Raw genomic sequence first — 23,065 nt, 5'->3', positions numbered from 1 at the left:
GCACATTCGGCGCACGCTCGGTGCACGTTTCAGGAGCGGCCCTCGGAGGGCGCGGCCAGGCGGCGCCGGCTTCTTGGCCCGGCCCACCGAAACCCCGTAACGCACCGGTGTGCCTCGACCGCTCTCCGTGCTGTTCACGATCCTGGCGCTCTCCCTCTCCGGCTCCCGGGCGGCCGCCGCGGCGCCGGATGCGCCGGCGCGCTCGCACGCGCGCCCCACCGCGGAAGCAAAGCCGCGGGACGCCGCCGCCGCCGCCAAGGCGCGCGGGGCGACGAAGCGCGCGCCGCGCGCGCGGCTCGCGAAGGACGACGTCAAGGGCCACCGCCCCCGCGCCGGCGACGCGGGCCCGCGCTCGCCCGAGCCGGCCACGAAGAAGGCCGCGCCCCAGGCGCCCGCCTCGTCGGTCGGCCATCCCAACGAAGGGCGCCTCGAGGGCGGCGTGCGGCTCGACACCTCGCGCAAGGACATCCGCGTCGTGCCCGCCTACGCCGGCGCCGACGTCCGCTGGGGGCTGCCGGCGCTCGTCGGCATGATCGAGCGCGCGGCGCGCGGCGTGGCCAAGCGCTTCCCGGGCGCCGTGCTCGGCGTCGGCGATCTGTCGCGCCAGCGCGGCGGCGACGTCCACCGCCACAACTCCCACGAGAGCGGCCGCGACGTCGACCTCGGCTTCTACGCGCTCGACGCGCGCGGCAAGCAGGTCCACGCGCCGGTCTTCCTGCGGTTCGACGCCCGGCTCGTCTCGACCAACGTGCCCGGGGCGCGCTTCGACCTGCCGCGCAACTGGCTGCTCGTGCAGCACCTGCTCACCGATCCCCGCGCCCGCGTGAGCCACATCTTCATCTCCGATCCGCTCCGGTCCGCGCTGATCGCCCACGCCAAGCGGATCGGCGTCTCCCGCGCGCTGCTCGTCCGCGCGCAGCTCGCGATGATGCAGCCCACGGGCGCCGAGGCGCACGACGACCACATGCACGTCCGCATCTCCTGCCCCGCGGCCATGCGCGGCAGCTGCATCGAGCTCGCGAAGAACGCTCCCTCCCACGCCCGCGCGCGCATGGCGAGGAAGACGGACAGGGCGCTTCGGACGCCGTCACCGCCCGCGCGCGCGGAGGCCGCGCGCCCCCCGAAGGCCGCCGCGGCGCCCGCGCCGGAGCGGCCCCGCGAGGCCGGCGCCGGCCGGCGCGACCCGGAGCAGCCCTCGCGCCGCGACGACAGGCGACCTGAACGGGAAGCGCGCCGCGCCGCCCCGCGCGCCGCTGCCGACGCCGAGGCGCTGCCGCTCGCCGCCTCGCGCGCGGCGGCGCAGCAGCCGATGGGCGGCCTCGATCTGTCGTTCCTGCGTCCTGCTGCGTCCGAGGTGGAGATCGAGGCCGATTCGGACGGCGCGGACGCGAGCGGCGCGCTCGACGACAGCGGGGTGCTCAAGATCACGGACTGAGATCTGCCGGGTGCCGTTCACTACAAAAGCGGCAAAGAGCCCGTAACGCAATGCATTGCAGGAAGTTCCGCAATCTCTGACCTGGGCGTCGTCGCGCCTAGACCCGGAGAGAAGTCCTCGGGCAGACTGGGGCGGATCAAGGGGGTGTTCATGCCGCAAGAGGACTCCCACACCTCGATTCCCACGCTGCCGTCCGCGGCATCGCTCATCGCCAGCGATCACGATCGCCGCGCGCTGCTCGCGGCGCTCACGTTCGTCGGCAGGCCCCCCCGGAGCGCGGGGGCGCTCTCGATCTGGTTCGAGAAGCACCTCGTGGCAGCCGGGAGGATGCAGCCGCCGGCCTACGTGACCGAGGGCTTCTCCAAGCAGGTAGCGCTCGGCCCTCAGGTCCCGGCGGCCCCCGATGCATCCGAGATAGAGCAGCTCGTCGACGCGGCGCGGCTCCGGGTGCTCGCCTCGCTTCGCGCCTTCATGCCGCCCGTCGCAGACGATCGCTTCCTCGCCGCGGCCATCGACGGCGGGCGCGTGCGCCGCGCCGGAGGCCTCGCGCCGTGGGAGCCGTGCCCGTGCGAGGAAGACCTGCTCAGCGACATCGTCCTGAGCCTCTTCGCCGCGGACATCCTCAACTTCCGCGAGTTCCACGACGCCTATCTCTGCGTCTGCAAGACCTGCTTTCGCATCGACTTCGACCCGAGCCAGTCCGGTCGCACCGGCTGCCCCGAGCACGAGCCGACCGTCACGGTCAACGTGATGCGCCGCAGCCGTCCATCGCTCTGACGCGTCGCCCTGGGCTCAGAGGCAGCCGAGGCGGCACTTGGACGCCTGCTCCAGGCAATCCGACAGGCAGCCCTGATAACGCTGGTACTGCGTGCTCTGCGTGGGCTCTCTACCGCACTGCGTCGCCCTGCACGCCTGGTGTCGCCGCTCGCACGCACCCAGGCACCCGGTATTGCCGCCGGCGGGCGGAAGGCCAGCCGCGGCCGCCGCACGGGGCACCGCCCCCGGAGACGCCGGCGGCGCGCCCGGCGCCTGCGCGGCAGGCGGATCGCTCCGCTGCGCCGGGGTGGTCCGGTACCCCGCCGAGGCAGGCGCCGGACCGCAGCGCTCGAAGGCGCGGCGCATCACGTCCTCCGCCGAGCCGGGCTGGATCTCGCACGCCCGCGCGAGGCTCTCGATCCTGCGGTCGATCGCGGCGGCCGCGCGCGACGCGACCCCGTCCGGCCGCGTCGCCGGCGGTGGGGCGCCCCTCTGCGTGGCGCTCGCGGACGCGGTGATCCCGCGCACAGCGTCGTCCCCCGTCGCGCTCGACGCCCTGCCGATGAGGAAGGCCACGATGAGGCTCACCGCCACGAGCCCCAGGGCGGCGAGCGCGAGCCGCGAATCGATGCGGCGCGGCCAGCGCGCCGGCGCCCCGGCGCGCGGGGGGCCGGCCGGGAGATGCGCCGGCCCCGCGACGCCGGGCTGCGGCGCCTTTTCGGGCTGCGGCCCGGTGACGTTCGGCGTCCGCGGGGTAGGCGCGATCGCCGGCGGCGCCAGCGTCGCGACCTCCAGGGGAGGCGATGGGGCCACCATCGGCGAGAGGTTCGGCAGCGGCGCCGGCCGGGGGATGTCCGTGTGCGCCGGTTCGCTCGACGCAGCGGACGGCACCGTCGGCGTGTCGGGCCACTCCACGAGCGGCCTCGCCGCGCGGAGCCTGTCGACGAGCGGCCCGAGCTCGCGCCGCTGCTCGAAGCGCCGGACGAGCTCGTACGCCGCTCCCTGGATCCCCCGCTCCCAGGGGATGTCCGGCACGCCGAGCTCCTCCGCGAAGCGGCGCAGCTCGGCCAGGCTGAAGCAAGCCGTGATACGCCCGCGGATCTCCGCGGCGCTGCGCGCCGTGCTCCCCGACGTCCCCGTGCCCTCGCCGTCCACGCCCGGCAGCTTACCGCACACGCCACCGAAGCCGAACCTGGTATAGGCTCCGGACATCGTGTCCGGCGCTGCGGCACCCGGGGACGTGGAGGCCAGGAGATGAGCCGAGAGGACAGTGCAATTGGCGCGGCGCCGCCCGCCCTCGCGCCGCTGATCGGGCGCGAGGCGGAGCTGTCGGCCCTGGCCCGCGCGCTCGACGCGGTGGAGAGGGAGCGCTCCACGCGGACCGTGACGCTCGTCGGCCCGCCGGGCATCGGCAAGAGCAGGCTCGTGCGCGAGCTCCTCGAGCGGCGGCGCCAGGGCTCCGCCGCGCTGCGCGTCACCTCGGGCAGCGCGGGCGACATGGCGTCCGCGTACGGCGTCTTCACCCGGCTCCTGCGCGCTCGCTTCGGCCTCTCCGACGGCATGGACAAGGACGCGGCCCGCGCCGAGGTCCGCTCGCAGGTCGCGCACGTGATGGGCGACCGCAAGGTCGGCGACGTCATCTACTTCCTCGGCCAGTTCATCGGGCTCGCGTTCGGCGACAGCCCGCTCACCCGCGCGGTGCAGGACGATCCCGCGCAGGCCGACCTCATCCGCCGCGCCGTCCTGAAGGCGTTCCTCGAGGCGGACGCCGTCCACGGCCCCCTGTGCCTCGTCTTCGAGGACCTCCACGCGGCCCACGACGACTCCCTCGCGCTCCTGCGCTACCTCATCGAGTACCTCACGGGCCCGGTCCTGATCGTCTGCGCCGCCCGCCCCGAGCTGCTCACCCGCCAGGACGACTGGGGCAAGGTCGGCGACCGGCGCCACGCGCTCCTGGAGCTCACGCCGCTCGGCGAGGCCGCCGCGGCGGAGCTGGCGAGGGCGCTGCTCGCGCCTTGCGCGCCGCGCGGGAGCGACGACCTCGTCATCATCGACGTCGTCGACGTCGTCGACGTCGTCGACGCGAAGCGCCCCGACTCGCAGCCCCAGCTGGGCGTGCCGTCGGAGCTCGTCGAGGCGGCCTGCTCCTTCGCGAACGGCAACCCGGCGCTGCTCGAGCAGATGGTCCGCATCTGCCACGAACAGGGCGTGATCGAGGAGCTCTCGCCCGACTCCGCGGGCGGGCCGCGCTGGCGCGTGCACCTCGGGAAGCTGTCGACGGCGCGCCTGCCGATGACGGTCGAGGACGCCGTGAACGTCCGCCTCGCCGCGCTCGATCACGACGGCCGGCAGCTGCTCGAGCAGGCCGCGACGATCGGCCCGGTGTTCTGGAGCGGCGCGCTGTTCGTCCTCGGCAGGGCCGGCTGTCAGGCCCCCGAGCTGTGGGGGGAGGAGCAGAGCGACAAGGATCTCGACCGGATCAACGCCGCGCTGCGCTCGCTGTGCGACCGCGGCTACCTGCGCAAGCAGAGCGAGTCGAGCTTCGCGGGCTCGGACGAGTATGTGTTCGTGCACGCCAAGGAGCGCGAGGCGCTCCAGAAGCGGATGAGCGCCGCGGCCCAGCGGCGGTACCACCACGCGATCGCCGAGTGGCTGGAGCAGCAGGTGGCGGTGCGCGCGAGCGAGGAGTTCCTCGCCGAGCTCGCGACGCACCGCGAGCGCATCGGCGACGCGGTGCGGGCGGGGCTCTCGCTGCTCGACGCCGGGGACGTGGCGCGCGGGCGCTACTCGAACGCGAAGGCGGCGGAGTACTACGCGCGCGGGCTCTCGCTGCTCGGCGACGCGCACGTCGCGCGGCGCATCGACGCGCTCCACGACTACGGCGACGTCCTCCAGCTCGCCGGGCGCATCGACGACGCGCTCGCCGCGTTCCGCGAGATGCTGACGCTCGCCTACCGGCTCGACAACCGGCGCAAGGGCGGGGCCGCGCACAACCGCATCGGGCGCCTCTACCGCGAGAGCGGCTCGCTCGACGAGGCCGGCAAGCACCTCACGACCGCGCTCCGCCTCTTCGAGGGCGCGCGGGACGAGCGGGGGATCGCCTCGACGATCGACGACATCGGCAAGCTGCACTGGCTCCGGGGCGAGTACCAGGAGGCGCTGAAATGGCTGCGCGACGCGCTCGCCCGCCGCGAGCGGATGGGGGATCGCCGCTCGATCGCGCTGTCGCTGAACAACCTCGGCCTCGCCCTGCAGGACTCCGGCGAGTTCAAGCAGGCGCTCAACACGTTCGAGCGGTCGCTCGCGATCCGGCGCGAGATCTCGGACCTGCTCGGCGTCATGATGAGCCTGAACAACCTCGGCATGATCGCGCAGGACCAGCGCGATCACCGCCACGCCCTCGAGCTCTTCGAGGAGGCGCTGGAGGTGGCGCGGCAGGTCGGCGATCGCAACCGCACGGCGCTGATCCTGACGAACATCGGCGGGACGCTCTACCGGAGCGGCGATCCCGACGAGGCGGTGCGCGTGCTGCAGCAGGCCGAGGAGCTCTGCGACGGGCTCGGCGACCGGCTCGGCCTGGCCGAGGTGCGGCGCGCCCTCGGGAAGGCCTACATGCTCCGGGGCGATCTGGAGAAGGCGCGCGACTCGATCAGCCGGGCGGTGGACCTGTTCGCGTCGGTCCGGAGCAAGGTGCACCTCGGCATCGCGCTCCGGACGCTCGGCGAGATCACGGCGGCGGGCGGCTGGGGCAGCGCGCACACGAAGAGCGCGCGCGCGTATTTCGCGCGCTCGGTGAGCATCTTCGAGGAGACGGGGAACGAACTCGAGCTCGCGCGCACGTTCCAGGCCTACGCGCGGTTCCTGACGACCGACCGCAGCTTCGTTGCGAACATGGCGGCGCGGCGCGAGGCGGTGGCGATGAACGAGAAGGCCGAGGCGATCTTCGGGCGGCTGAAGGTCACGTCGGTGCGCCTGGAGGACGAGCCCACGCTCCCGACGGGCCCGCCGGGCCAGTCGGCCCCCACGAAGTCGTCGGTCAACGCGAGCCCTGGCCGCTCGCCCACCTCCGAAGAGCCGTCGTTCCCGAGCCCGGGCAGGGCCTCGACCTCCAGCTGAGGCCGGGTGATCCGGGCGGGCCGGCGTGCTCTGGCGCGGGGGGGCGCCCGTGATACGCATGCCGGGTGAAGGCCCTGCACGAGAAGCGCGTCTCCGAGTCGGTCACGACGATGACCGAGTACGTCCTGCCGACGCACGCGAACGCGCTCGGCTCGATCTTCGGCGGGCAGGTGCTCGCGTGGATCGACCTGTGCGCCGCCATCTGCGCGCAGCGGCACACCGGCAGCGCGGTCGTCACCGCGGGCATCGACGACCTCTCGTTCGATCATGGGATCAAGGTCGGTCAGGTCGTCCGCCTGGCCGCGCGGGTGACGGCGACGTTCCGCACGTCGCTCGAGATCCTGGTGTCGGTCGAGGGAGAGGAGGCGATGACGGGCGCCATCTGGCCCATGGTCACGGCCTTCGTGACGTTCGTGGCGGTCGACGCGTCGCTCAGGCCGACCGCGGTGCCGCCGATCGTCCTCGAGACGGACGACGATCGCCGCCTCGCCGAGGCCGCGGCGGAGCGGCGCGCGCGGCGGCTCTCGCGGCGCGGGGGCGGCCGCGGCGCGTGATGGCCGCGCGCTACTTCTTCTTGATCCGGTCGGGATCCCCGAGGAACTCGAAGTGCATCGTGTCCTCGAGGTCGTCGTGTCCCAGCCAGTCGAAGCCGTAGCGCTCGAACGCCTTGATCCAGCAGCGGGACAGCGCCGTGCGCTCGTAGGCAGTGCGCTTCTTCTCCTGGCACAGCGGGCTCGTGGGCCACGGGTCGACGCAGCCGCAGCACGGGTTCCGGTCGGGATCGATGTCGATGGCGATGCCGAAGAGGTGGTTCGAGATCTCGGCGCCGCGGTAGCTGTTCGCCGTGCGGAACCCGCCGACCGCGCGCGGCGTGTAGCGGCGGGACTTGCGGGTGCACGTCGAGCGGATCCGCTTCTCGACGCAGTGGAGCGCGGGCGCGATCTTCTCGTGGATGGAGAGCGGGAGGCCCATGAACTGCACGGTCGTCGCCTGGGAGTGGGCGCTCTCGGAGTTGTGGCGCCGCGTCTCGTCGGTCTCGACGTGGCCGTAGTGCTCGGCGAGGTAGCGGACCGCTTTGGCGTGCTTCGTCGGGTTGAGCATCCCCTTCTGGACGAAGGTGCGCCGCTTCAGGAACTTCTGCGGGCTCTGCACGCGGCACTCGTAGCTCTTCGCCTTTTTTACCCGGGCCGGCTCCTTGGCCTCCGCGACGGGCCCGCCGCCGAGCCCCGAGGGGCCGGCCGCGAGCAGGGCGATCGCTGCTGCCACGAGCAGGTGCACCCGTGTCCGTCCGTTCGCGTTCACGGCCGGAGGTTAAGCAGGCCGTGTCAGGCGCGGCAAGGACTTGCCGTAAAAGCCTGTCAGGAGAACCACCGTCAGGGAGACGAGCGCATTCTTGCGGCGGGCAGCAGACGGCGCGCTGCGCCGCTCGCGGCCGCACGGTCCGTGCGAGCTCATGAGGTGAGCTGCGGCGCGCTCATGAGGTGAGCTGCGGCGAGCTCATGGAGAGGTCCACGGCGAGCAGATCTCCACGAGGACGCCGTTCAGGTCGCGAACGTAGGAGACGCGCTGTCCCCACGGCTTGTCATGGGGCTCCGATACAGGCGCTGCGCCGGCCTTCACGGCGCGCGCGAACGCCGCGTCGACGTCCTCGCTCGTGACGATGATCTCGAGCCCGGCGGGGCGCTCCCCTGGCCGGTTCTTCGCGAGCTCGGGGAGGCTCTTCTGAGCGAAGTCCTCCTGCACGAACCCGAGCGGCACCTTGCCCTTCAGCTCGCAGTATTCTTTGCCGCTGGAGACGAAGCTGCGCTCGAAGCCAAACGCGCGCTCATAGAACGCGGCAGCTTCCACCGCATCGGGCACATAGACGATCACGCCACCCAGTCCTGTGTTCATGAGGTCCTCCTCGGGGGTCCTGCCCCACGCGCCGGCATCCTAGGGCGGCGCTGCTGACAGCGTCCGGTCAGCAGCCTCGCTCGATGCACGGGCGCGAGCGAGGCGCGAAACGCTCGCGCATGAACCCCCTCACCACGCTTCGATCGATGGCAGAGCACGACGCCTGGTCGAACCAGAGGCTCCCCACACGCTCGACGCCGAGGTGCAGCTTCTGCGCGGCCGAAGTGCGGCTTCTGCGCGGCCGAGGTGCGGCTTCTGCACGCGGATCACGTCCAGGTCGAGCGCGTGGAGAGCGCGCGGGTCCACCTCGTCGTCCACCAGATTCATCGTGGGCAGGCGCACGCGATGCTCGCCGGTGCTCGCGTGAAACCGCCGCCGCTCGACGGTTCTTCAGGGCCGAGGAGCTTCCGCGGCGCGAGCGGAGCTCCGCGAGATCGGCACTCCCGGTGCGTCAACGCGACGCCTCACGGCGCGTCGAGGCGAGTCTCCGGGCGTATCGATGCGAATTTCAAGGCACGTCGAGGCGAGCCTCGAGGCATCTTGACGCGAGCCTCACGGCGCGTTGACGCGCTGTTCCTTCGGCTCGGCACGCTGGCGGGTGTGTGCCGCCGCAGACGCGTGCGCCGGCGGGAGCGGAGAACAACACCGTCCCGGTCATCTTCACGCGGTTGCACCGCTGAACCAGCGTTTCATCCATGCAAGGGAAATCTGGCATGAACCCCGGGTTCACGCGGTGACTCGTTCAGTGAGTGGTCGGCATGGCCGTTGCTAGATGGGTCGTGTGCCCTTCGCTGCGGCGGTTGCCGCAAGCGGCCTTTGTGTTGAGTCTTTTTTTGCGGCGAGCTCCATATGAAAGAGGTCCGCAGCGACCAGCGCCGGCAAGCGAACGAGACGCCCATTCCCAAGAGCGGTGTCATGCGCGCCGTGCCCCGAAGCGTCGCGCCGCCGAGCGCACCGTCCACAGAGGGGCTGCTTGTCGGGCCGAACGGAGCTTCGTTCGAGGTGCGTCCTTCCGATCCGCTCCTCGGCAACATCGACATCGACGCCGTGGTGGCGGGGGTCCCCGAGTCCTACGCGATGAAGGGGATGTTCTTCAACGCGCTGGCGGCGACGCTCGGGGAGCGTTTCGCTCAGGTGGTGACGACGTTGTCGAGCCCGCCGAGGGGGGGGCTCTACCTGCCGTTCTCGGACTATCCGACGCGCGACTTCCTGCGCCTCTACGACGCGGCCGCGCGTCTCTCGCACCCGAACCGGAGCTCGCGGGAAGGCTACCGCCGCCTCGCGCGGCAGCAGGTCGGGGCGTTCAGGGAAAGCGCGCTCGGCAGGATCACGATGCACCTCGCGACCGACCCGGGCGCCGCGCTGATGCGCTACACGGGGAGCCTGGGCGCGCTCGTGAAGGGGCCGTTGGCCAGGGCGCGGCAGCTGGGGCCGTCGGAGGTGCAGATCGACATCAGCAGCCACCGCGGTACGCTGGAGTACCCGCTGGGGAACTTCGAGGCGCTCGTCATGGGGTACGGCGCCAAGCCGACCATCTCGGTCGAGGTGCGCGGGTCGGAGACGCTTCAATTCCTCGTTAGCTGGTAGACCCGCGGGCTGGTGGGCCGCGCCGGCGGGAGGGTCCACGCGGCGGGGGCGGGCGGGCGCTCGGCCATCCGCCAAGATGGGGACCGAGGCGCTTGCGCTGAGAACCACCCGGCATGTCTCCCTTCGGGCCATGCCCGCTGGGACGTTGTGTTGCGCGCCACACAAGGCGCGCCTGAGACGTAGAGCCCCCTGCGACCTTATGGCACCTCGGTCGGTGCTCGCCGCGCCCACCCGCCCCCGCCGCGTGGACCCTCCCGCCGGCGCTACGGTGGCAGGGGGATCGGTGGTGGAGAGGGGGCGACGTCGATGAGCGTTTGCCGTGCGCGCTCGCGGTGAGGGCGGTGCCGGATCAGGGCGGGGTAGTCGAGACCTATAGAATTGCGATGATTTGAGTCCGCTTGCGGCCGCCTTATCGAACCTGGCGACCATCGATATCTTCGTTCAGCGCGAGTTGATCTTGAATCGATGGCGGGGAGGGATCGAGGTCGCCTCCGAGAAGTGGAGGTCGCCTTCCCAGAGGGTGAATGCTTGGTCGAATGAGAGCCGCATTCGCGCTGAGCAGGAGAATCGGGGGCCGTGCGCAAGGCTGCGCTCGAACTCCTATCGAACGCGAGCGTCAAGCAAGCATGAGGCGCTGTGGGAACCGGTGGATGCCCCTTGGGACTGGCGAGTCGCTCGCAGGAACCGCAGGTGCGCAGGTGCAACATTCCTCTGGAGCTACATGACCATCACGGCCTCGCCAGCGTCGCTCCGACCAGCCTTGCGCTCGCGCCCTCCCTTTGCGAGCGTCGGAGGGGGGCCGCAGAGCCCGTCCGAGGACCACGCCAATGACTACCCACGAGATCGTCCTCTTCGTCTACGACAACCTCATGACGGGCGAGGACCAACACGAATGGCTCGCATCAGCTCGCCCGCTCGGTGTGGCGACCACGACACCGCAGTACGCGCTCGTCGACCTCGGCACCAGCGGCGCCCTCGTCCAGGGAGGGCTCATCGCCGTGACCGGCGAGCTCTATGCCATCGCTCCGGCTGCGCTGGCAGCGCTCGACGTGCACCGCGGACACCCGGTCTTGCACCGGAGAGCAACCATCCGCCTCGCCGATGGCCGCGAAGCCGAGGCCTATCTCCTCTCCATGGAGCAGGCCGCCGGCTGCCGACGCGTCCGCGAGGGCGACTGGCGGAAACGCCGCGGCGCGCCCGGCGCTGTGCGGACCCGGGACAACAGCCCGCTCGTGAGCTGGGCGAAGCGCCGCTTCGACCCCTCCCGCTGACCAGTCTGCGCGCTCCTCTCTCCCCTTCGCATGGCGCTCGGCGCGAGTCGTCGCTGCGCAGGCACACAAGCCTTCCCTCGACGCACTGCGCATACTGTACCCTGGGAGCAGGCAGGGCGCGTCGCTCGTGGAACGGCGCGTGCCAGCGCAGGTGCTATGGGCATGGCGGCGAGGGAAAGCGTGGCGGGAATCTCAGCGCACGACCAACTCGGCGACAACGACGGCGAGCCTGAATCCGCCGCTGCCCAGCTCGCCAAGGTCGTCGTCGAGGCGGCCGCCGCGCTTTCAGGGAAGTTTCAGCCGCAAGCGCTCCGCGAGATCATCGCCGAGCAAGCCGCCCGGTCGCTCAACGCAGACCTCTCGCTCCTGTACGGCGCCGCAGTGGAGCACCACGCGCGGCCGATCCGGCTGGTCGCCTCCTCCAACCTGCCGAGCGCGGTCGCCGCGCAGCTCGCGGACCTCACAGGCACGTCGTCCCTCGTGCTGCGCGCCGCGGAGAGCCGCCGAATCGAGCATGCCGTGGTCGACCAGGCCGCCTGCGAGCGCTTCTCCGACCTGGGCGCGCTCGCGGCCAGCACGAGGCCCCACTGGGTCCTGTCTGCGCCCCTGCTCAGCGCAGACCGGCTCTTCGGCGTCCTCTTCTGCGCGTTCGGGAGCCGCAGCGCACCTTTGCAGGAGATCCTCCCGCGCGTGCAGGCCCTCTGCGCGCTGTTCGCGCTCGCGCTCGCGGGCGCCGAGCCCGCCGCGAGCGCGCGAACGCGCTCCGGGGGCGCCGAGTACGTGCGGGGCGCGGACGCGCCGGGGCCCACCGAAGCCGCTTTGCACGAGGTCGAGTGGCGCCTCGCGGAGGAGCGACGATGGCTGCGCAGCGTCATCGAAGACTTCCCTGTCGCCATCGCCATCCTGGACGAGCGCGGCGGCCCCTCGCTCCTCGCGAGCCGCCGCTGCCAGGAGCTCTGCGGCGGGCCACACCCGCTCGAGGCGCTACATATGGGGCGAGGTGCGCTTTTGTGTGAACCAGGGGGGCGGCCGCTCCTGCTGCCCGAAATGCCCCTCGTTCGCGCGGCGCGTGGCGAGGGGACGATGTGTAAGGAACTGTGGTTTCGAAGGACGGACGGGAGCTACGTCCCCGTCGTGGTGAGCGCTGGGCCCATCCGGGGCGAGGGCGGCGCGATCCATGGGGCCATCGCGAGCTACGAGGACGTCACCAACTTCAGGGAGATCCAGCGGCTCCGCGAGGAGTGGACCTCCCTCGTGGCGCACGACCTCAAGCAACCGCTCTCCGCGATCTCCGCCTACGCGGGCATGCTGTCGCGGCTGCCCGAGTCCGCCGGTGCAACGGCGTGGACCCAGAAGATCCTGTCGAACGTCCGCCGCCTCGATCGGATGGCCGAAGACCTGCTCGACGCCTCCAAGATCGAGGCGAGGCACCTCTCCCTCGAGCGGCAGCCGACGGACGTGCGCGCCCTGCTCCACGCGAACGTCGAGCTCGCAGCCGCTGAAAGGCCCGATCGCGCGATCGTGCTGACAGCGGACGAGGCCGTGCCGCTCGTCCTCGTGGACGCGGCGCGCATGGATCAGGTGCTCGGGAACCTCCTTCTCAACGCCGCCAAGTACGGCGATCCCGACGCGCCGACCCGCGTGACGCTCTCTCTCCGCGACGCCGAGGTCGAGGTCGCGATCGAGAACCGCGGGCCGGGCATCCCCCCGGACGAGCTGCCAAGGCTGTTCCAGCGCTTCCAGCGGCTCTCGTCACCCCCGTCCCGGGGCCGACCGCCCGGCACCGGCCTCGGGCTCTACATCTGCAAGGGCATCGTCGAGGCGCACGGCGGCCGGATCTGGGCGCAGAGCGAGCTGGACAAGACGACGTCCTTCCACTTCACGCTCCCCCTCCCGGAAGCGCCCTCGGGCCGCGGCTGACCCCGCGGGCCACCGCGGCCTGCGCCGCGGCGAAGGGGCGAGATCCGCCGTGCTGACGTCGCCCGCTCAGCCGTTCTTGATACGCGCCACGATGGCGTCGGTGAGCGTCTTCGTGTCCGCTTTGCCGCCGAGATCGCGGGTGCGGACCCCGTCCAGGTTCAGGGCCCCGTCGATCCCCGCGCGCAGGCGGCCGGCGAGCTCCCGGTGGTCCACGTGGTCAAGCATCATCGCGGCGGCGAGCATGAGCGCGATCGGGTTCGCCACGCCCTTGCCGGCGATGTCCGGCGCCGAGCCGTGCACCGCCTCGAAGATCGCGGCGTGCTGGCCGATGTTCGCCCCCGGCGCCATGCCGAGGCCGCCGACGAGGCCCGCGATCTCGTCCGAGAGGATGTCCCCGAAGAGGTTCGTCGTGACGATGACATCGAACTGCCACGGGTTCAGCACGAGCTGCATCGCGCATGCGTCCACGATCCGCTCGTCGGTCGCCACGCGTCCCTCGTAGCCCTTGCTCACCTCGCGCGACGTCTCCAGGAAGATGCCCGTGAGCGCCTTCATGATGTTCGCCTTGTGGACGATGGTGACCTTCTTGCGGCCGTGCTTCTCCGCGTAGTCGTAGGCGAACTCGGCGATGCGGCGCGAGCCGACCCGGGTGTTCACGCCGGAGCCGATCGCCACCGCCTGCTCGTCGCTGCCGATCGGGATGTAGTGCTCGAAGCCCACGTAGAGACCCTCGAGGTTCTCCCGAACGAGCACGATGTCGATGTTCTCGTAGCGACCGCCCGGGATGAGCGTCTTCGCGGGGCGCACGTTGGCGAAGAGCTTGAACTCCTGCCGCAGGCGCACGTTCGACGAGCGGTACCCGCCGCCGATCGGCGTCTCGAGCGGCCCCTTGAGCGCGAGCTTCGTGCGGTGAATGCTGTCGAGCGTGGCCCGCGGCAGCGGGTCGCCGGCGTCCTTGACGCCGGCCATGCCGGCCACGCACGTCTCCCATTCAAAAGGCGCGCCGAGCGTGTCGAGGGCGCGCAGCGTCGCGTCCACGATCTCGGGGCCGATGCCGTCGCCGGGGATGAGGGTCGCAGGGTGCTTCTGTGAGGTCACGGGCTGTCTCTCGATCTCGGGGTGAGTCGTCGCGTCGACGAGGAAAGGCGCACGCATAGCCGAGGTGCGCGCCGCGATCCACCTCGCCGGAGCTGCGCCGCGCGCCGCCCGCCCGCAAGTCCCTTGAGGATCCCCGCCCCCGCCGCCATCATGACGCGGGTCCCATGATTTGCCCGCGCTGCCACCGCGCGTACACCGATCGCTCGTACGGCTTCTGCCCCGACGACGGCGCGCGCCTCGTCCAGTCGCTGTCGGCCGCGCCGCCCGCGCAGCCGACGCGGCAGTTCGGCGCCATCCTCGAGGATCGCTATGTGATCCAGGGCTTCATCGGCGCCGGCGGCATGTCGCGCGTGTACCTCGCGGCGGACAGCCGCACGAAGGAGCAGGTCGCGATCAAGATCCTGAACCGCAGCTTCGCCGCCGATCGGGCCCAGCGCGAGCGGTTCCTCCGCGAGCTCGAGGTGGCGGCCGAGCTCGGGCACCCCAACATCGTCCGGGTGCTCGACGCGGGCGAGCGCAAGGACGGGTCCCCGTTCATCGTGCTCGAGCTGCTCACCGGCGAGTCGCTCGGCGTCCTGCTCCGCCGCGAGGTGGCCGTGAGCGAGGCGGTCGCGCTTCCGCTGATACGGCAGGCGGCGTCGGCGCTCGCCCTGGCGCACGCGGCCGGCGTCATCCACCGCGACGTGAAGCCGGACAACCTGTTCCTCGTCCGCTCCCCGGGCGGCCCGCGCGTGCTCAAGATGATGGATTTCGGCTTCGCGAAGCTGAAGACGGGCCCCACCACCGCCGCCGGTCTCGTGCTGGGCACCGTCCCCTACATGGCCCCGGAGCAGGCCCTCGCCGATCCCATCGACGGCCGCACCGACGTCTATGCCCTCGGCGTCACCATGTTCCGCATGCTCGCCGGCCTGCTGCCGTTCTCCTCGCCGGACGACGTGGTGGTCGTCGCCCAGCACGCCTGCACGCCGGCCCCCCGGCTCAGCACGATCCGGCCCGGCATCGATCGGCGCATCGAGGCGCTGGTCGCCACCGCGCTCCGCAAGGCCCCCGAGAACCGCTACGACTCGATGCAATCGCTCCTGGAGGACGTCGAGAGAATCCTCGGCGTCCGCCCCGGCGAGCCGATCGGTGTGCCGCTCAGGAAGACCCCGGACGTCTACGAGCCGGTGAACCGCGCCGCCCGGGAGGCGCTCAAGTTCCTGCGGCGCCAGCTGCCCTGAGCCGGCAGGCGCCCGCTCGCCCGGCGCGGCGGCCGGGCTCGCCGGCCCGTGGAGCTTCGCTGGTCACCGCGCGCCGAGATCCTCGATACGGTAGCCGTCCGGGTACGTGCGGTTCCTCAGCCGAGTGAGCAGGCGCGGCGAGCGCCGGCGCGGCATGGCCCGCAAGAGCGGGCCGCGCGCGCGGAGCGCCGCCTGCACGAGGCCGCGCAGCCCGGGCGGAGGCCGCGGCAGCCCGACGGCGTCGAGCATGCGATCGTCGATCATCGCGTGGAGGACCGGCGCCCCGAGCGGCCATAGCGCTCTCGGCAGCGCCCAGCCCAGCACGAGGTCCCGCGTCGCGACGGCGAGCCTCCGGTTGTCCTCCGAGAACCGCAGGTGCTCCGCCTCGTAATCGAGGTTGAACCGCTCGAACGCCTCGTAGCTCGGCGGGATATCCTTGATGTTCATCAGCCCCCCGACCTGCTTCCAGTAGTGGTACGCCGCGAGCTTCTCCTTTTCGAGCAGCGCGCGCCAGGCGAAGCGCTCGTTCCAGCGGATGGGCTCGAAGATGAACGTCGACAACGTGTACAGGTACTCGTCGTTCGGGATGGCGTAACGCCCGTGCTGCCGGTTCATGCGCCGCAGCGCCGCCCGGCCGCGGTCGCTGTCGTATCCGTTCTCCAGCATCTCGGAGAGGATGAGGACCGTGTCGTCGTAGCGCTTCTGGGTGCGCTGGAGGAGCTCCCCTGTCTGCACCAGGAGCGGTGTGCCCTTGGCGATCCCGAACACACGGAACAGCGCGAGCTCGAGGGCGTGCTGCGTGTCCCAAGAGAAATCATAGCACGTCGAGAGAAATGCAATCTCCTGATGATCCTTGACCGGATCCAGGTTTGCTTCGATATGGTCGCGGATCGCATAACGCGATCGCGATTCGGGAGGGGCCCAGCGCATGGAAGATCTCCTGATGTGTATCCGCCCGATGACGCGTCCATTTCTATCATGCCTCACGCATCCTGGCGGAAACATCGCTGAACAGATGAAGACGTCGGTCGTGGCGAGCGGGGCGAGACGAGGTGAGGTGCGGTTCACCGTGGAGCGCCGTGATCATGAGCCGTGACGCGGCGGCGGGCCCGCGGCGGGCGAGCCGGCTGGCCAGGCTCCGCGCGGCGAGGCCGCGGGGAGGGCCGCGGAGCGCGGCGACGAGACGCTCGATCAGCTCGGTCTCGCGCTCGGCTTTCGGGCCTGCTTTCGCGCGCCCAGGCGCGTGCGCGGCCTGCGCGAAGGTGGCACGCTAGCGCCGTGCCGCCTGTCATCGACGACATGATCCAGGAGCTCCTTACACGCCATAGGTCGACCGGTCGGGTGGACCTCAACGACATCGCCGAAGTCGTCGACCGGCGGGCGGTCTCGTACGAGGAGGTGGAGTACATCATCGACCGGCTGGAGTCGGAGGGCCTCCGCGTCGCCGAGCCGCTCGATCCGGGCGATGTCGAGGTGCTCCGGGCCGTCCTCGCGAGCGCGAGGCGGCTCGCGGCCGAGCTCGGGCGCACACCCACGATCGGCGAGATCGCGCTGGCCTCGGGCCAGGCCCCGCACACGGTGCGCCGGGCGCTGGAACAAGCGGGGCGTGCCAAGGCTTGTTGAGAGGAGGCGCGCTCGCCGCGCAGGACGCAGCGCGGCAAGCCATGGTGACGCGTGGGCACGACCAGGTGCGCGAGAGGTGGCGAGCGGCGCCAAGCCGCGACAATTCCCGGCAAGTCAGGGCAAGGCGCGGCAAGACCCGCAGAAACGGAACGACGCCAAACAAAACGAAAGCGCTGCGCCGTTGAGTGCAGACTGGAGCTCTACATCAGTGTTACTATGGAGATGGAGGGGTGCTCTGTAGCCGTAGTCGATTGTTTCATCTACGCATCAGGGAAGGAAGGCTGGACCCGATGAACATCACGATCACGTTCCGGCATATGGTGGGTACCGACGCCGTGAAGAAGTACGCCCACGAGAAGGTGGCCAAGCTCCAGAAGTTCCTTAGGCAGGCGATGACGGCGCAGGTCACCCTCTCCGTAGAGGGTCTGACGCATGTCGCCGACGTTCGCATCTCCTCCGGCAGTCTAGCCTTCCATGCGACCGAACGGGGTGAGGACATGTACGCGTCGATCGACACGGTCCACGACAAGCTCGAGCGGCAGATCCGCGATGGAAAGGGACACACCATGGCGCGGAAGCGCGGCGCGACGAGCGCCGGCGAGTACGCCGTGGAGGTGGAGCGCGAAGCGGTGGCCTCGGCGGGGCGCACCCGATCGTAAACCACCGGGCGCTCCGCCGAGGCGCGGCGCGCGAACCGGAGCGAGGGCCGCCGCGCCCGCTGGCGCGGCGCGCTCCCGCCCCGTGAGCCGCCGCTCGCGGGCGAGGCGGCGCGCTCCCTCCGCGTGAGCCGCAGCTCTCGCCGCGGCGGCGAAGGGCGCTCGTCTCTATCGGCTCGCCCCCAGCGCACGCACGACCTGCCCGGAGCGCCGCGGCGGTCGCCCAGCGACCGCGGCGCGAAGATCGCTCCCTCCGGGACGCTCGCCGCGATAGCGTCCTTGAGTCGCGTACCCGAGGTCCCCAGGGTACGATGGCCACATCGGCTCGCTTGGCCCTGGCCGAGCGCCGCGCCGACCGTGCCACGTGCGCCGTTCCAGAGCCCTCTCACCTCGCCCGAGCGCCGAAATCAGCATGCAAGTCCGCGACATCTTGACCGCGCACCAGGTATCCGTCGCCAGCGAGCAGGAGGGGGTCGTCCGCTCGAAGGCGGACGCGCTCCGCCGGCTCGCCGCCCTGCTCGCGACAGGACAGCCGGGGGTCAAGGCCGACGACATCGAGCGGGTGCTCGGCGAGCGCGAGCGCCTGCAGTCCACCGGCGTCGGCAGCGGCGTGGCCATCCCCCACGGCGCGATGGAGGGCGTCGATCGGCTGATCGGCGCGGTCCTGATCTGCCCGAAGCCGATCGACTTCGACGCGATCGACGGGGCGCCGGTGTCGATCCTCGTGGCCGTGATCGGGCCGAAGCGCGCTACGGGCGAGCACCTGAAGACGCTGGCGCGCATCTCCCGTCTGCTGCGGGACGAAAGCTTCAGGCGGCGCCTGCTCGGCGCCTCGACCGGGCGCGCGGCGTTCGAGCTCATCGCCGCCGAGGAAGGGAGGTCGGTGTCATGAGCGGCCCGCGCAGCAGCGGACAGGAAGGGGAAGGAGGCGGCCGGATGCCCCCCTCGACCGGCGGAGGGCGCGCGGACCGCCCCGTCATCGCGGTGCGGAGCCTGATGGCCGACGAGGGGCTCGGCATCGATCTCACGCTCATCGCCGGCGCCGCGGGCCTCGATCGGCCCATCATGAACACCCGCATCCAGAAGTCCGGGCTCGCGCTCGTCGGCCACTTCCACGGCATCGTGCCGACGCGGGTGCAGATCCTCGGGCAGACAGAGCTCTCGTTCCTCCACAAGCTCTCCCGCGAAGACCGGCTCCTGTCGCTGCGCGGCTTCTTCGAGCTCGGCCTGTGCTGCGTCATCGTCACGCAGGGCGATCAGCCGTTCGAGGCGAACGGCTCCGGCATCGGGTTCGTCCCTGTGCCTGAGCTCGCGCAGTGCGCCGAGGAGACCGGGACGCCGCTCCTCGTCTCGGCCGTGCGATCGAGCGCCACGATCACCGCGCTGCACGCGCTGCTCGACGATCGCCTGGCGCCGCGACTGCGCCTGCACGGCGTGCTCGTCGACGTCTTCGGCGTGGGCCTCCTTCTCATGGGGTCGAGCGCGATCGGCAAGAGCGAGTGCGCGCTCGATCTCGTGATGCGCGGCCACCGGCTCGTGGCCGACGACGCCGTGGAGTGCGATTACCGTCCTCCCGGCATGGTCTTCGGGGCCCCGGCGGAGCTCCTCCGGTACCACCTCGAGGTGCGTGGCCTCGGCATCCTCAACGTGAAGGACCTCTTCGGCGTCACGTCGATCCGCGAGCGCAAGCGGATCGACGTCGTGGTGAAGCTGGTCGAGTGGTCGAAGGACACCGAGTACGATCGGCTCGGGCTGGACGAGCGGTACCACACCATCCTCGGCGTGAAGATCCGGGAGCTCGTCATCCCCGTGCGCCCGGGCCGCGACATGGCGTCGATCCTCGAGGTCGCCGCCCGCAACGAGCTCCTGAAGAACGCCGGGTTCCACGCGGCCCGCGAGTTCTTCGGCAACGTCGAGGGCGAGCTGCTCCGCGAGCGCTCGCCGGAGGAGTCGTCGATCCCGCCGCCGGCGAGGCTCGCCGAGGAAGGCGCCTCGCGGAGCGCCGCGCCGCCCGGCCCGCCCCGGCCTCCGCCGCCCGGCCGCGGCGTGGACGCGCCGAACCCCCCGAGCAGCGCCTTCCGGCCGCCCGCGGATCGGGGCAGGCCGCCCCCCGATCGCCCGAGCTCCGGGTTCAGCCCCACGGAGTCGTCCGTGAGCCTGCCGCGGCCGAGGAGGCGAGGGTGAGCAACGCAGGCGATCAGCAGCAGCACGGCCTGCACGGGCCCGACGGCGCGCCGGGGCGCGTCGTCGTCGTCACGGGCCTCTCCGGCGCGGGCAAGTCGACGGCGCTCCACGCCCTGGAGGACCTCGGGTTCTTCTGCGTCGACAACCTGCCCACGTCGCTCGTGCAGCCGGCGGTCGAGGCGTGCGAGTCGGGCGGGATCACCCGGATCGGGCTCGGCATCGACGTCCGGGTGGGCTCCTTCCTGGCGGGCGCCACGGCGGCGCTCGACTCCATCCGGAACGGACGGGACGTGGTGATCCTCTTCCTCGACGCCTCGGACGAGACGCTGCTCCGGCGCTTCAGCGAGACGCGGCGCCCGCACCCGCTGACGACCGGCGGCAGCGGCGCCATCGCGATGCTCGACGGCGTCCTCCTCGAGCGCGAGCGGCTCGCGTCGTTGCGGGCCAGGGCGACCATCGAGCTCGACACGACCCGGCTGTCGACGCACGACCTGCGCCGCGTCGTCATCGAGCGGCTGCGCCCCTCGAAGGTCGAGGTGCCCCGGATGTCCACCCGGTTCGTCTCGTTCGGTTACAAGTACGGCATCCCGCTCGACGCCGATCTGCTCTTCGACGTCCGCTTCCTCGACAACCCGTATTTCGTCCACGGCCTCCGCGAGCTCACGGGGAACGACGAGCCGGTGCGGGAGTACATCCTGAAGAACGCGGATGCCCTCGAGTTCATCTGCAGGACAGAGCAGCTCCTCTCGTTCTGCATGCCGCGCTACGCCAGCGAAGGAAAGAGCTACCTCACCGTCGGCATCGGGTGCACCGGCGGTCGGCACCGCTCCGTCGTGCTCACCAACGCGCTCAGCGACAGCCTGCGGCGGAAGACGGGGCTGCCCATCACGGTCGTGCACCGGGACGTCGCCCGGGTGAGCGCGAGTGGTGTACCCTCGGGGGTGGGAGAGGGCATGGCCGGGGCGCCCGGCGTGGATCTCCGGCTGGCGCAGCCGGGAGCGACCCCGTCGGAGCCTCGCCCGGCGTCGGACACGAGCGTGACGGGGGGCGAGCGGTGACGACGGAGGCGGTAACGAGGCGGTTCACCATCATCAATGTGCGCGGGCTCCACGCGCGCGCCGCGACGAAGCTCGTGCAGCTCGCGGGGCGTTACGACTGCGAGATCTCGCTGACCGGGCCGGACGGGCAGTCGGCCAACGCGAAGAGCGTGATGGGCGTGCTGCTGCTCTGCGGCTCGATGGGCACGCAGATCGAGGTGAGCGCGACGGGCGATCAGGCCGCCGACGCCGTCTCCGCCATCGGCGAGCTGATCGCCGCGCGCTTCGGAGAGCACGAGTGACGCGCGGCCCGAGCGCGCTCTCGTCGGACGCCCCGGACGAGCACCCCGCCCCGGCGGACGCCGTCCGGAGCGACTCGGCGGCGCCCGGCGCCCGGGTCGACTCGATGCCGCCCGGCGCCCGGACGGAGACGCTGCGGGGCATCGCCGGGTCGCCCGGCGTCGCCATCGGCGCGGCCGTCGTGATGGGCGGGCACCGGACGAACCACCCGCGCCGCCGCGTCGGCTCCAGCGAGATCACGGCGGAGCTCGAGCGCTTCGAGGCCGCGGTCGAGCGCGCGCAGGACGAGCTGCGCGACATGGCGAAGCGCGTCGGCGATCACCGCGCCGAGGCGTCGATCCTCGAAGCCTACCTGCTGATGCTCGGCGACGAGGCGCTCGCCGACGCCGTGAAGCGCCAGGTCACCGAGGAGCGCCGCTGCGCCGAGTGGGCGGTGGCGGCCGCGTGCGAGGCGATCGCGGGCCGCTTCGCCGCGCTCGACGACCCGTACCTGCGCGAGCGCAGCCACGACGTCATGTTCGTCGGCGAGCGCCTCCTGCGCGCCTTCAGCCTCCCGCCCCAGGAGCCGCCGTCCTCGCGCGACACCTCGCCGCTCTCCACGCGCAGCCTGATCGAGCTGCAGAACTCGATCGCCATGCCGGCGACGTTCGGCGCGGCGCTCCCGCGCTTCTCCGGGCCGACGATCCTGATCGCGCACGACCTGTCGCCGGCCGACACCGCGGCGATGGTCGACGAGCCGGTCGTCGGCTTCGTCACCGAGGTCGGCACCCGCACGAGCCACACCTCGATCATGGCGCGCGCGCTGGAGATCCCGGCCGTTGTCGGCGTCAGCGACGTGCTGCAGCGCGTGATCACGGGCGACGTCGTGGTGATCGACGGGCTGCGCGGCACGGTCGTCGTTCGCCCCGGCCCCGCCGAGCTCGCGGACGCGCGCGCCCGCGCCGAACGCTACGTCGCGCTCGGCAAGGAGCTCTCGGAGTCCAGGCACCGGGCCGCCCAGTCGAAGGACGGCGTCAAGGTGTCGCTCCGGGCGAACGTCGAGCTCCCTGCCGAGGCGATCCTCGCGCGCGACCAGGGCGCCGACGGCATCGGCCTCTACCGGACCGAGTTCCTCTACATCGACCGCTCGTCCCCGCCCTCGGAGGACCAGCAGTTCGAGATCTTCCGCGCCGTCGTCGAGGCGCTCCGCCCGAAGCCGGTCACGCTGCGCACCTTCGACATCGGCGGCGACAAGTTCGTCTCCACGTTCCAGGTGCCGCCCGAGATGAACCCGATGCTCGGCCTCCGCGCGGTCCGGCTCGCGCTCTCGCGCCCCGACGTCTTCCTCGAGCACCTCCGCGCCATGGTGCGCGCCTCCGCCTACGGCGACGTGCGGATCATGATCCCCATGGTCGCGGGCCTCGGCGAGCTCCGGCAGGTGCGCGCGCTGCTGCACCGCGCGCAGGAGCAGGTGCGCGCCCGAGGCCAGGCGTGCGCCGACGAGATCCCGCTCGGCGTGATGATCGAGGTGCCCTCGGCGGCGATCATGGTCGACCATTTCGCGCGCGAGGCCGCGTTCCTGAGCCTCGGGACGAACGATCTGATCCAGTACGCGCTCGCGGTCGACCGGACCAGCCGCTCGCTCGCCTACCTGGCCTCGCCCTTCGATCCGTCGATCCTTCGGCTGATCACGAAGGTGATCCAGGCAGGCCAGGACTTCGGCAGGCCGGTCTCCCTCTGCGGCGCGATGGCGAGCGATCCGCTCGCCGCCCTGCTGCTGCTCGGCCTCGGCCTCCGCGACTTCTCGATGGAGGCGGCGGCGATCCCGGAGATCAAGGAGACGCTCCGGCGCATCACGGTCGCCGAGGCCGAGGCGGTCGCGGCGGAGGCGCTCGCCTGCGCGACGGCGGAGGAGGTCGAGTGCTGCGTCGCCGCCGCGTTCGCGCCGGACCTCTACGACCTGCTCACGGGAGAGCGCGCCACGCGGTGA

The 23,065-nt window shown here is 71.7% G+C and carries 20 protein-coding genes; 15 read left to right on the top strand and 5 right to left on the bottom strand.

Annotation, left to right across the window (positions count from 1 at the left end):
• Positions 1-109: 109 nt before the first annotated feature.
• Positions 110-1,435 (top strand): penicillin-insensitive murein endopeptidase, encoded by a 1,326-nt coding sequence (locus POL72_RS09430; protein ID WP_272094706.1) that lies wholly within the window; start codon positions 110-112, stop codon positions 1,433-1,435.
• 150 nt (positions 1,436-1,585) lie between these two features.
• A complete protein-coding gene (locus POL72_RS09425; protein ID WP_272094704.1) occupies positions 1,586-2,212 on the top strand; it encodes a hypothetical protein in 627 nt (208 codons plus the stop codon).
• 15 nt (positions 2,213-2,227) lie between these two features.
• On the opposite strand, the gene POL72_RS09420 is transcribed toward POL72_RS09425, so the two are convergent.
• Complete coding sequence (locus POL72_RS09420) at positions 2,228-3,403, bottom strand: hypothetical protein (RefSeq protein ID WP_272094703.1); 1,176 nt, start codon at positions 3,401-3,403, stop codon at positions 2,228-2,230.
• 42 nt (positions 3,404-3,445) lie between these two features.
• Here POL72_RS09420 and POL72_RS09415 point away from each other — a divergent pair, with 42 nt between their 5' ends.
• On the top strand, positions 3,446-6,307 hold the full coding sequence (locus tag POL72_RS09415) for an ATP-binding protein (RefSeq protein ID WP_272094702.1): 2,862 nt from the start codon (positions 3,446-3,448) through the stop codon (positions 6,305-6,307).
• Between the two features lie 65 nt (positions 6,308-6,372).
• Positions 6,373-6,861 (top strand): acyl-CoA thioesterase, encoded by a 489-nt coding sequence (locus tag POL72_RS09410; protein WP_272094701.1) that lies wholly within the window; start codon positions 6,373-6,375, stop codon positions 6,859-6,861.
• Between the two features lie 10 nt (positions 6,862-6,871).
• On the opposite strand, the gene POL72_RS09405 is transcribed toward POL72_RS09410, so the two are convergent.
• A complete protein-coding gene (locus POL72_RS09405; protein ID WP_272094700.1) occupies positions 6,872-7,609 on the bottom strand; it encodes a M15 family metallopeptidase in 738 nt (245 codons plus the stop codon).
• A 195-nt stretch (positions 7,610-7,804) separates the two neighbouring features.
• Positions 7,805-8,200: a VOC family protein gene (locus POL72_RS09400; RefSeq protein ID WP_272094699.1), complete on the bottom strand. Its 396-nt coding sequence runs from the start codon at positions 8,198-8,200 to the stop codon at positions 7,805-7,807.
• A 1,002-nt stretch (positions 8,201-9,202) separates the two neighbouring features.
• On the opposite strand from POL72_RS09400, the gene POL72_RS09395 reads away from it, so the two are divergent.
• From POL72_RS09395 to POL72_RS09385, 3 genes are all read left to right on the top strand, one after another.
• Positions 9,203-9,787, top strand: a complete 585-nt coding sequence (locus tag POL72_RS09395) for a DUF2378 family protein (protein ID WP_272094698.1) — start codon at positions 9,203-9,205, stop codon at positions 9,785-9,787.
• Positions 9,788-10,614: 827 nt separating this feature from the next.
• Positions 10,615-11,058 carry a gamma-glutamylcyclotransferase family protein gene (locus tag POL72_RS09390; protein WP_272094697.1) on the top strand — a complete coding sequence of 148 codons (444 nt, stop codon included), beginning with the start codon at positions 10,615-10,617 and terminating at the stop codon, positions 11,056-11,058.
• A gap of 180 nt (positions 11,059-11,238) precedes the next feature.
• Complete coding sequence (locus POL72_RS09385; RefSeq protein ID WP_272094696.1) at positions 11,239-12,978, top strand: sensor histidine kinase; 1,740 nt, start codon at positions 11,239-11,241, stop codon at positions 12,976-12,978.
• A gap of 66 nt (positions 12,979-13,044) precedes the next feature.
• On the opposite strand, the gene POL72_RS09380 is transcribed toward POL72_RS09385, so the two are convergent.
• Complete coding sequence (locus tag POL72_RS09380) at positions 13,045-14,076, bottom strand: isocitrate/isopropylmalate dehydrogenase family protein (protein ID WP_272094695.1); 1,032 nt, start codon at positions 14,074-14,076, stop codon at positions 13,045-13,047.
• 164 nt (positions 14,077-14,240) lie between these two features.
• On the opposite strand from POL72_RS09380, the gene POL72_RS09375 reads away from it, so the two are divergent.
• Positions 14,241-15,296: a serine/threonine-protein kinase gene (locus POL72_RS09375; RefSeq protein WP_272094694.1), complete on the top strand. Its 1,056-nt coding sequence runs from the start codon at positions 14,241-14,243 to the stop codon at positions 15,294-15,296.
• Between the two features lie 63 nt (positions 15,297-15,359).
• Here POL72_RS09375 and POL72_RS09370 read toward each other — a convergent pair whose 3' ends face one another.
• Positions 15,360-16,226 (bottom strand): oxygenase MpaB family protein, encoded by an 867-nt coding sequence (locus POL72_RS09370; protein WP_272094693.1) that lies wholly within the window; start codon positions 16,224-16,226, stop codon positions 15,360-15,362.
• A 348-nt stretch (positions 16,227-16,574) separates the two neighbouring features.
• On the opposite strand from POL72_RS09370, the gene POL72_RS09365 reads away from it, so the two are divergent.
• The 7 genes from POL72_RS09365 (at position 16,575) to ptsP (ending at position 23,065) form a co-directional block, all read left to right on the top strand.
• Entirely contained in the window at positions 16,575-16,919 is a 345-nt protein-coding gene (locus POL72_RS09365; protein ID WP_272094692.1) for a sigma-70 domain-containing protein, read from the top strand.
• 290 nt (positions 16,920-17,209) lie between these two features.
• Positions 17,210-17,578: a ribosome hibernation-promoting factor, HPF/YfiA family gene (gene hpf / locus POL72_RS09360; RefSeq protein WP_272094691.1), complete on the top strand. Its 369-nt coding sequence runs from the start codon at positions 17,210-17,212 to the stop codon at positions 17,576-17,578.
• A gap of 409 nt (positions 17,579-17,987) precedes the next feature.
• Positions 17,988-18,467 carry a PTS sugar transporter subunit IIA gene (locus POL72_RS09355; RefSeq protein ID WP_272094690.1) on the top strand — a complete coding sequence of 160 codons (480 nt, stop codon included), beginning with the start codon at positions 17,988-17,990 and terminating at the stop codon, positions 18,465-18,467.
• Between the two features lie 44 nt (positions 18,468-18,511).
• Positions 18,512-19,759 carry an HPr(Ser) kinase/phosphatase gene (gene hprK / locus POL72_RS09350; RefSeq protein WP_272094689.1) on the top strand — a complete coding sequence of 416 codons (1,248 nt, stop codon included), beginning with the start codon at positions 18,512-18,514 and terminating at the stop codon, positions 19,757-19,759.
• The gene (gene rapZ / locus POL72_RS09345) at positions 19,756-20,817 is read left to right on the top strand and encodes an RNase adapter RapZ (RefSeq protein WP_272094688.1); all 1,062 of its coding nucleotides are present in this window, start codon (positions 19,756-19,758) and stop codon (positions 20,815-20,817) included. Before hprK ends, rapZ begins: the two co-directional genes overlap by 4 nt.
• Complete coding sequence (locus POL72_RS09340) at positions 20,814-21,098, top strand: HPr family phosphocarrier protein (protein WP_272094687.1); 285 nt, start codon at positions 20,814-20,816, stop codon at positions 21,096-21,098. The genes rapZ and POL72_RS09340 overlap by 4 nt, the downstream gene beginning before the upstream one ends.
• A complete protein-coding gene (gene ptsP, locus POL72_RS09335) occupies positions 21,095-23,065 on the top strand; it encodes a phosphoenolpyruvate--protein phosphotransferase (RefSeq protein ID WP_272094686.1) in 1,971 nt (656 codons plus the stop codon). The genes POL72_RS09340 and ptsP overlap by 4 nt, the downstream gene beginning before the upstream one ends.

The organism is Sorangium aterium (assembly GCF_028368935.1).
Taxonomy (GTDB): Bacteria; Myxococcota_A; Polyangia; order Polyangiales; family Polyangiaceae; genus Sorangium; species Sorangium atrum.
This window is presented reverse-complemented; position numbering and strand designations above follow the sequence as displayed.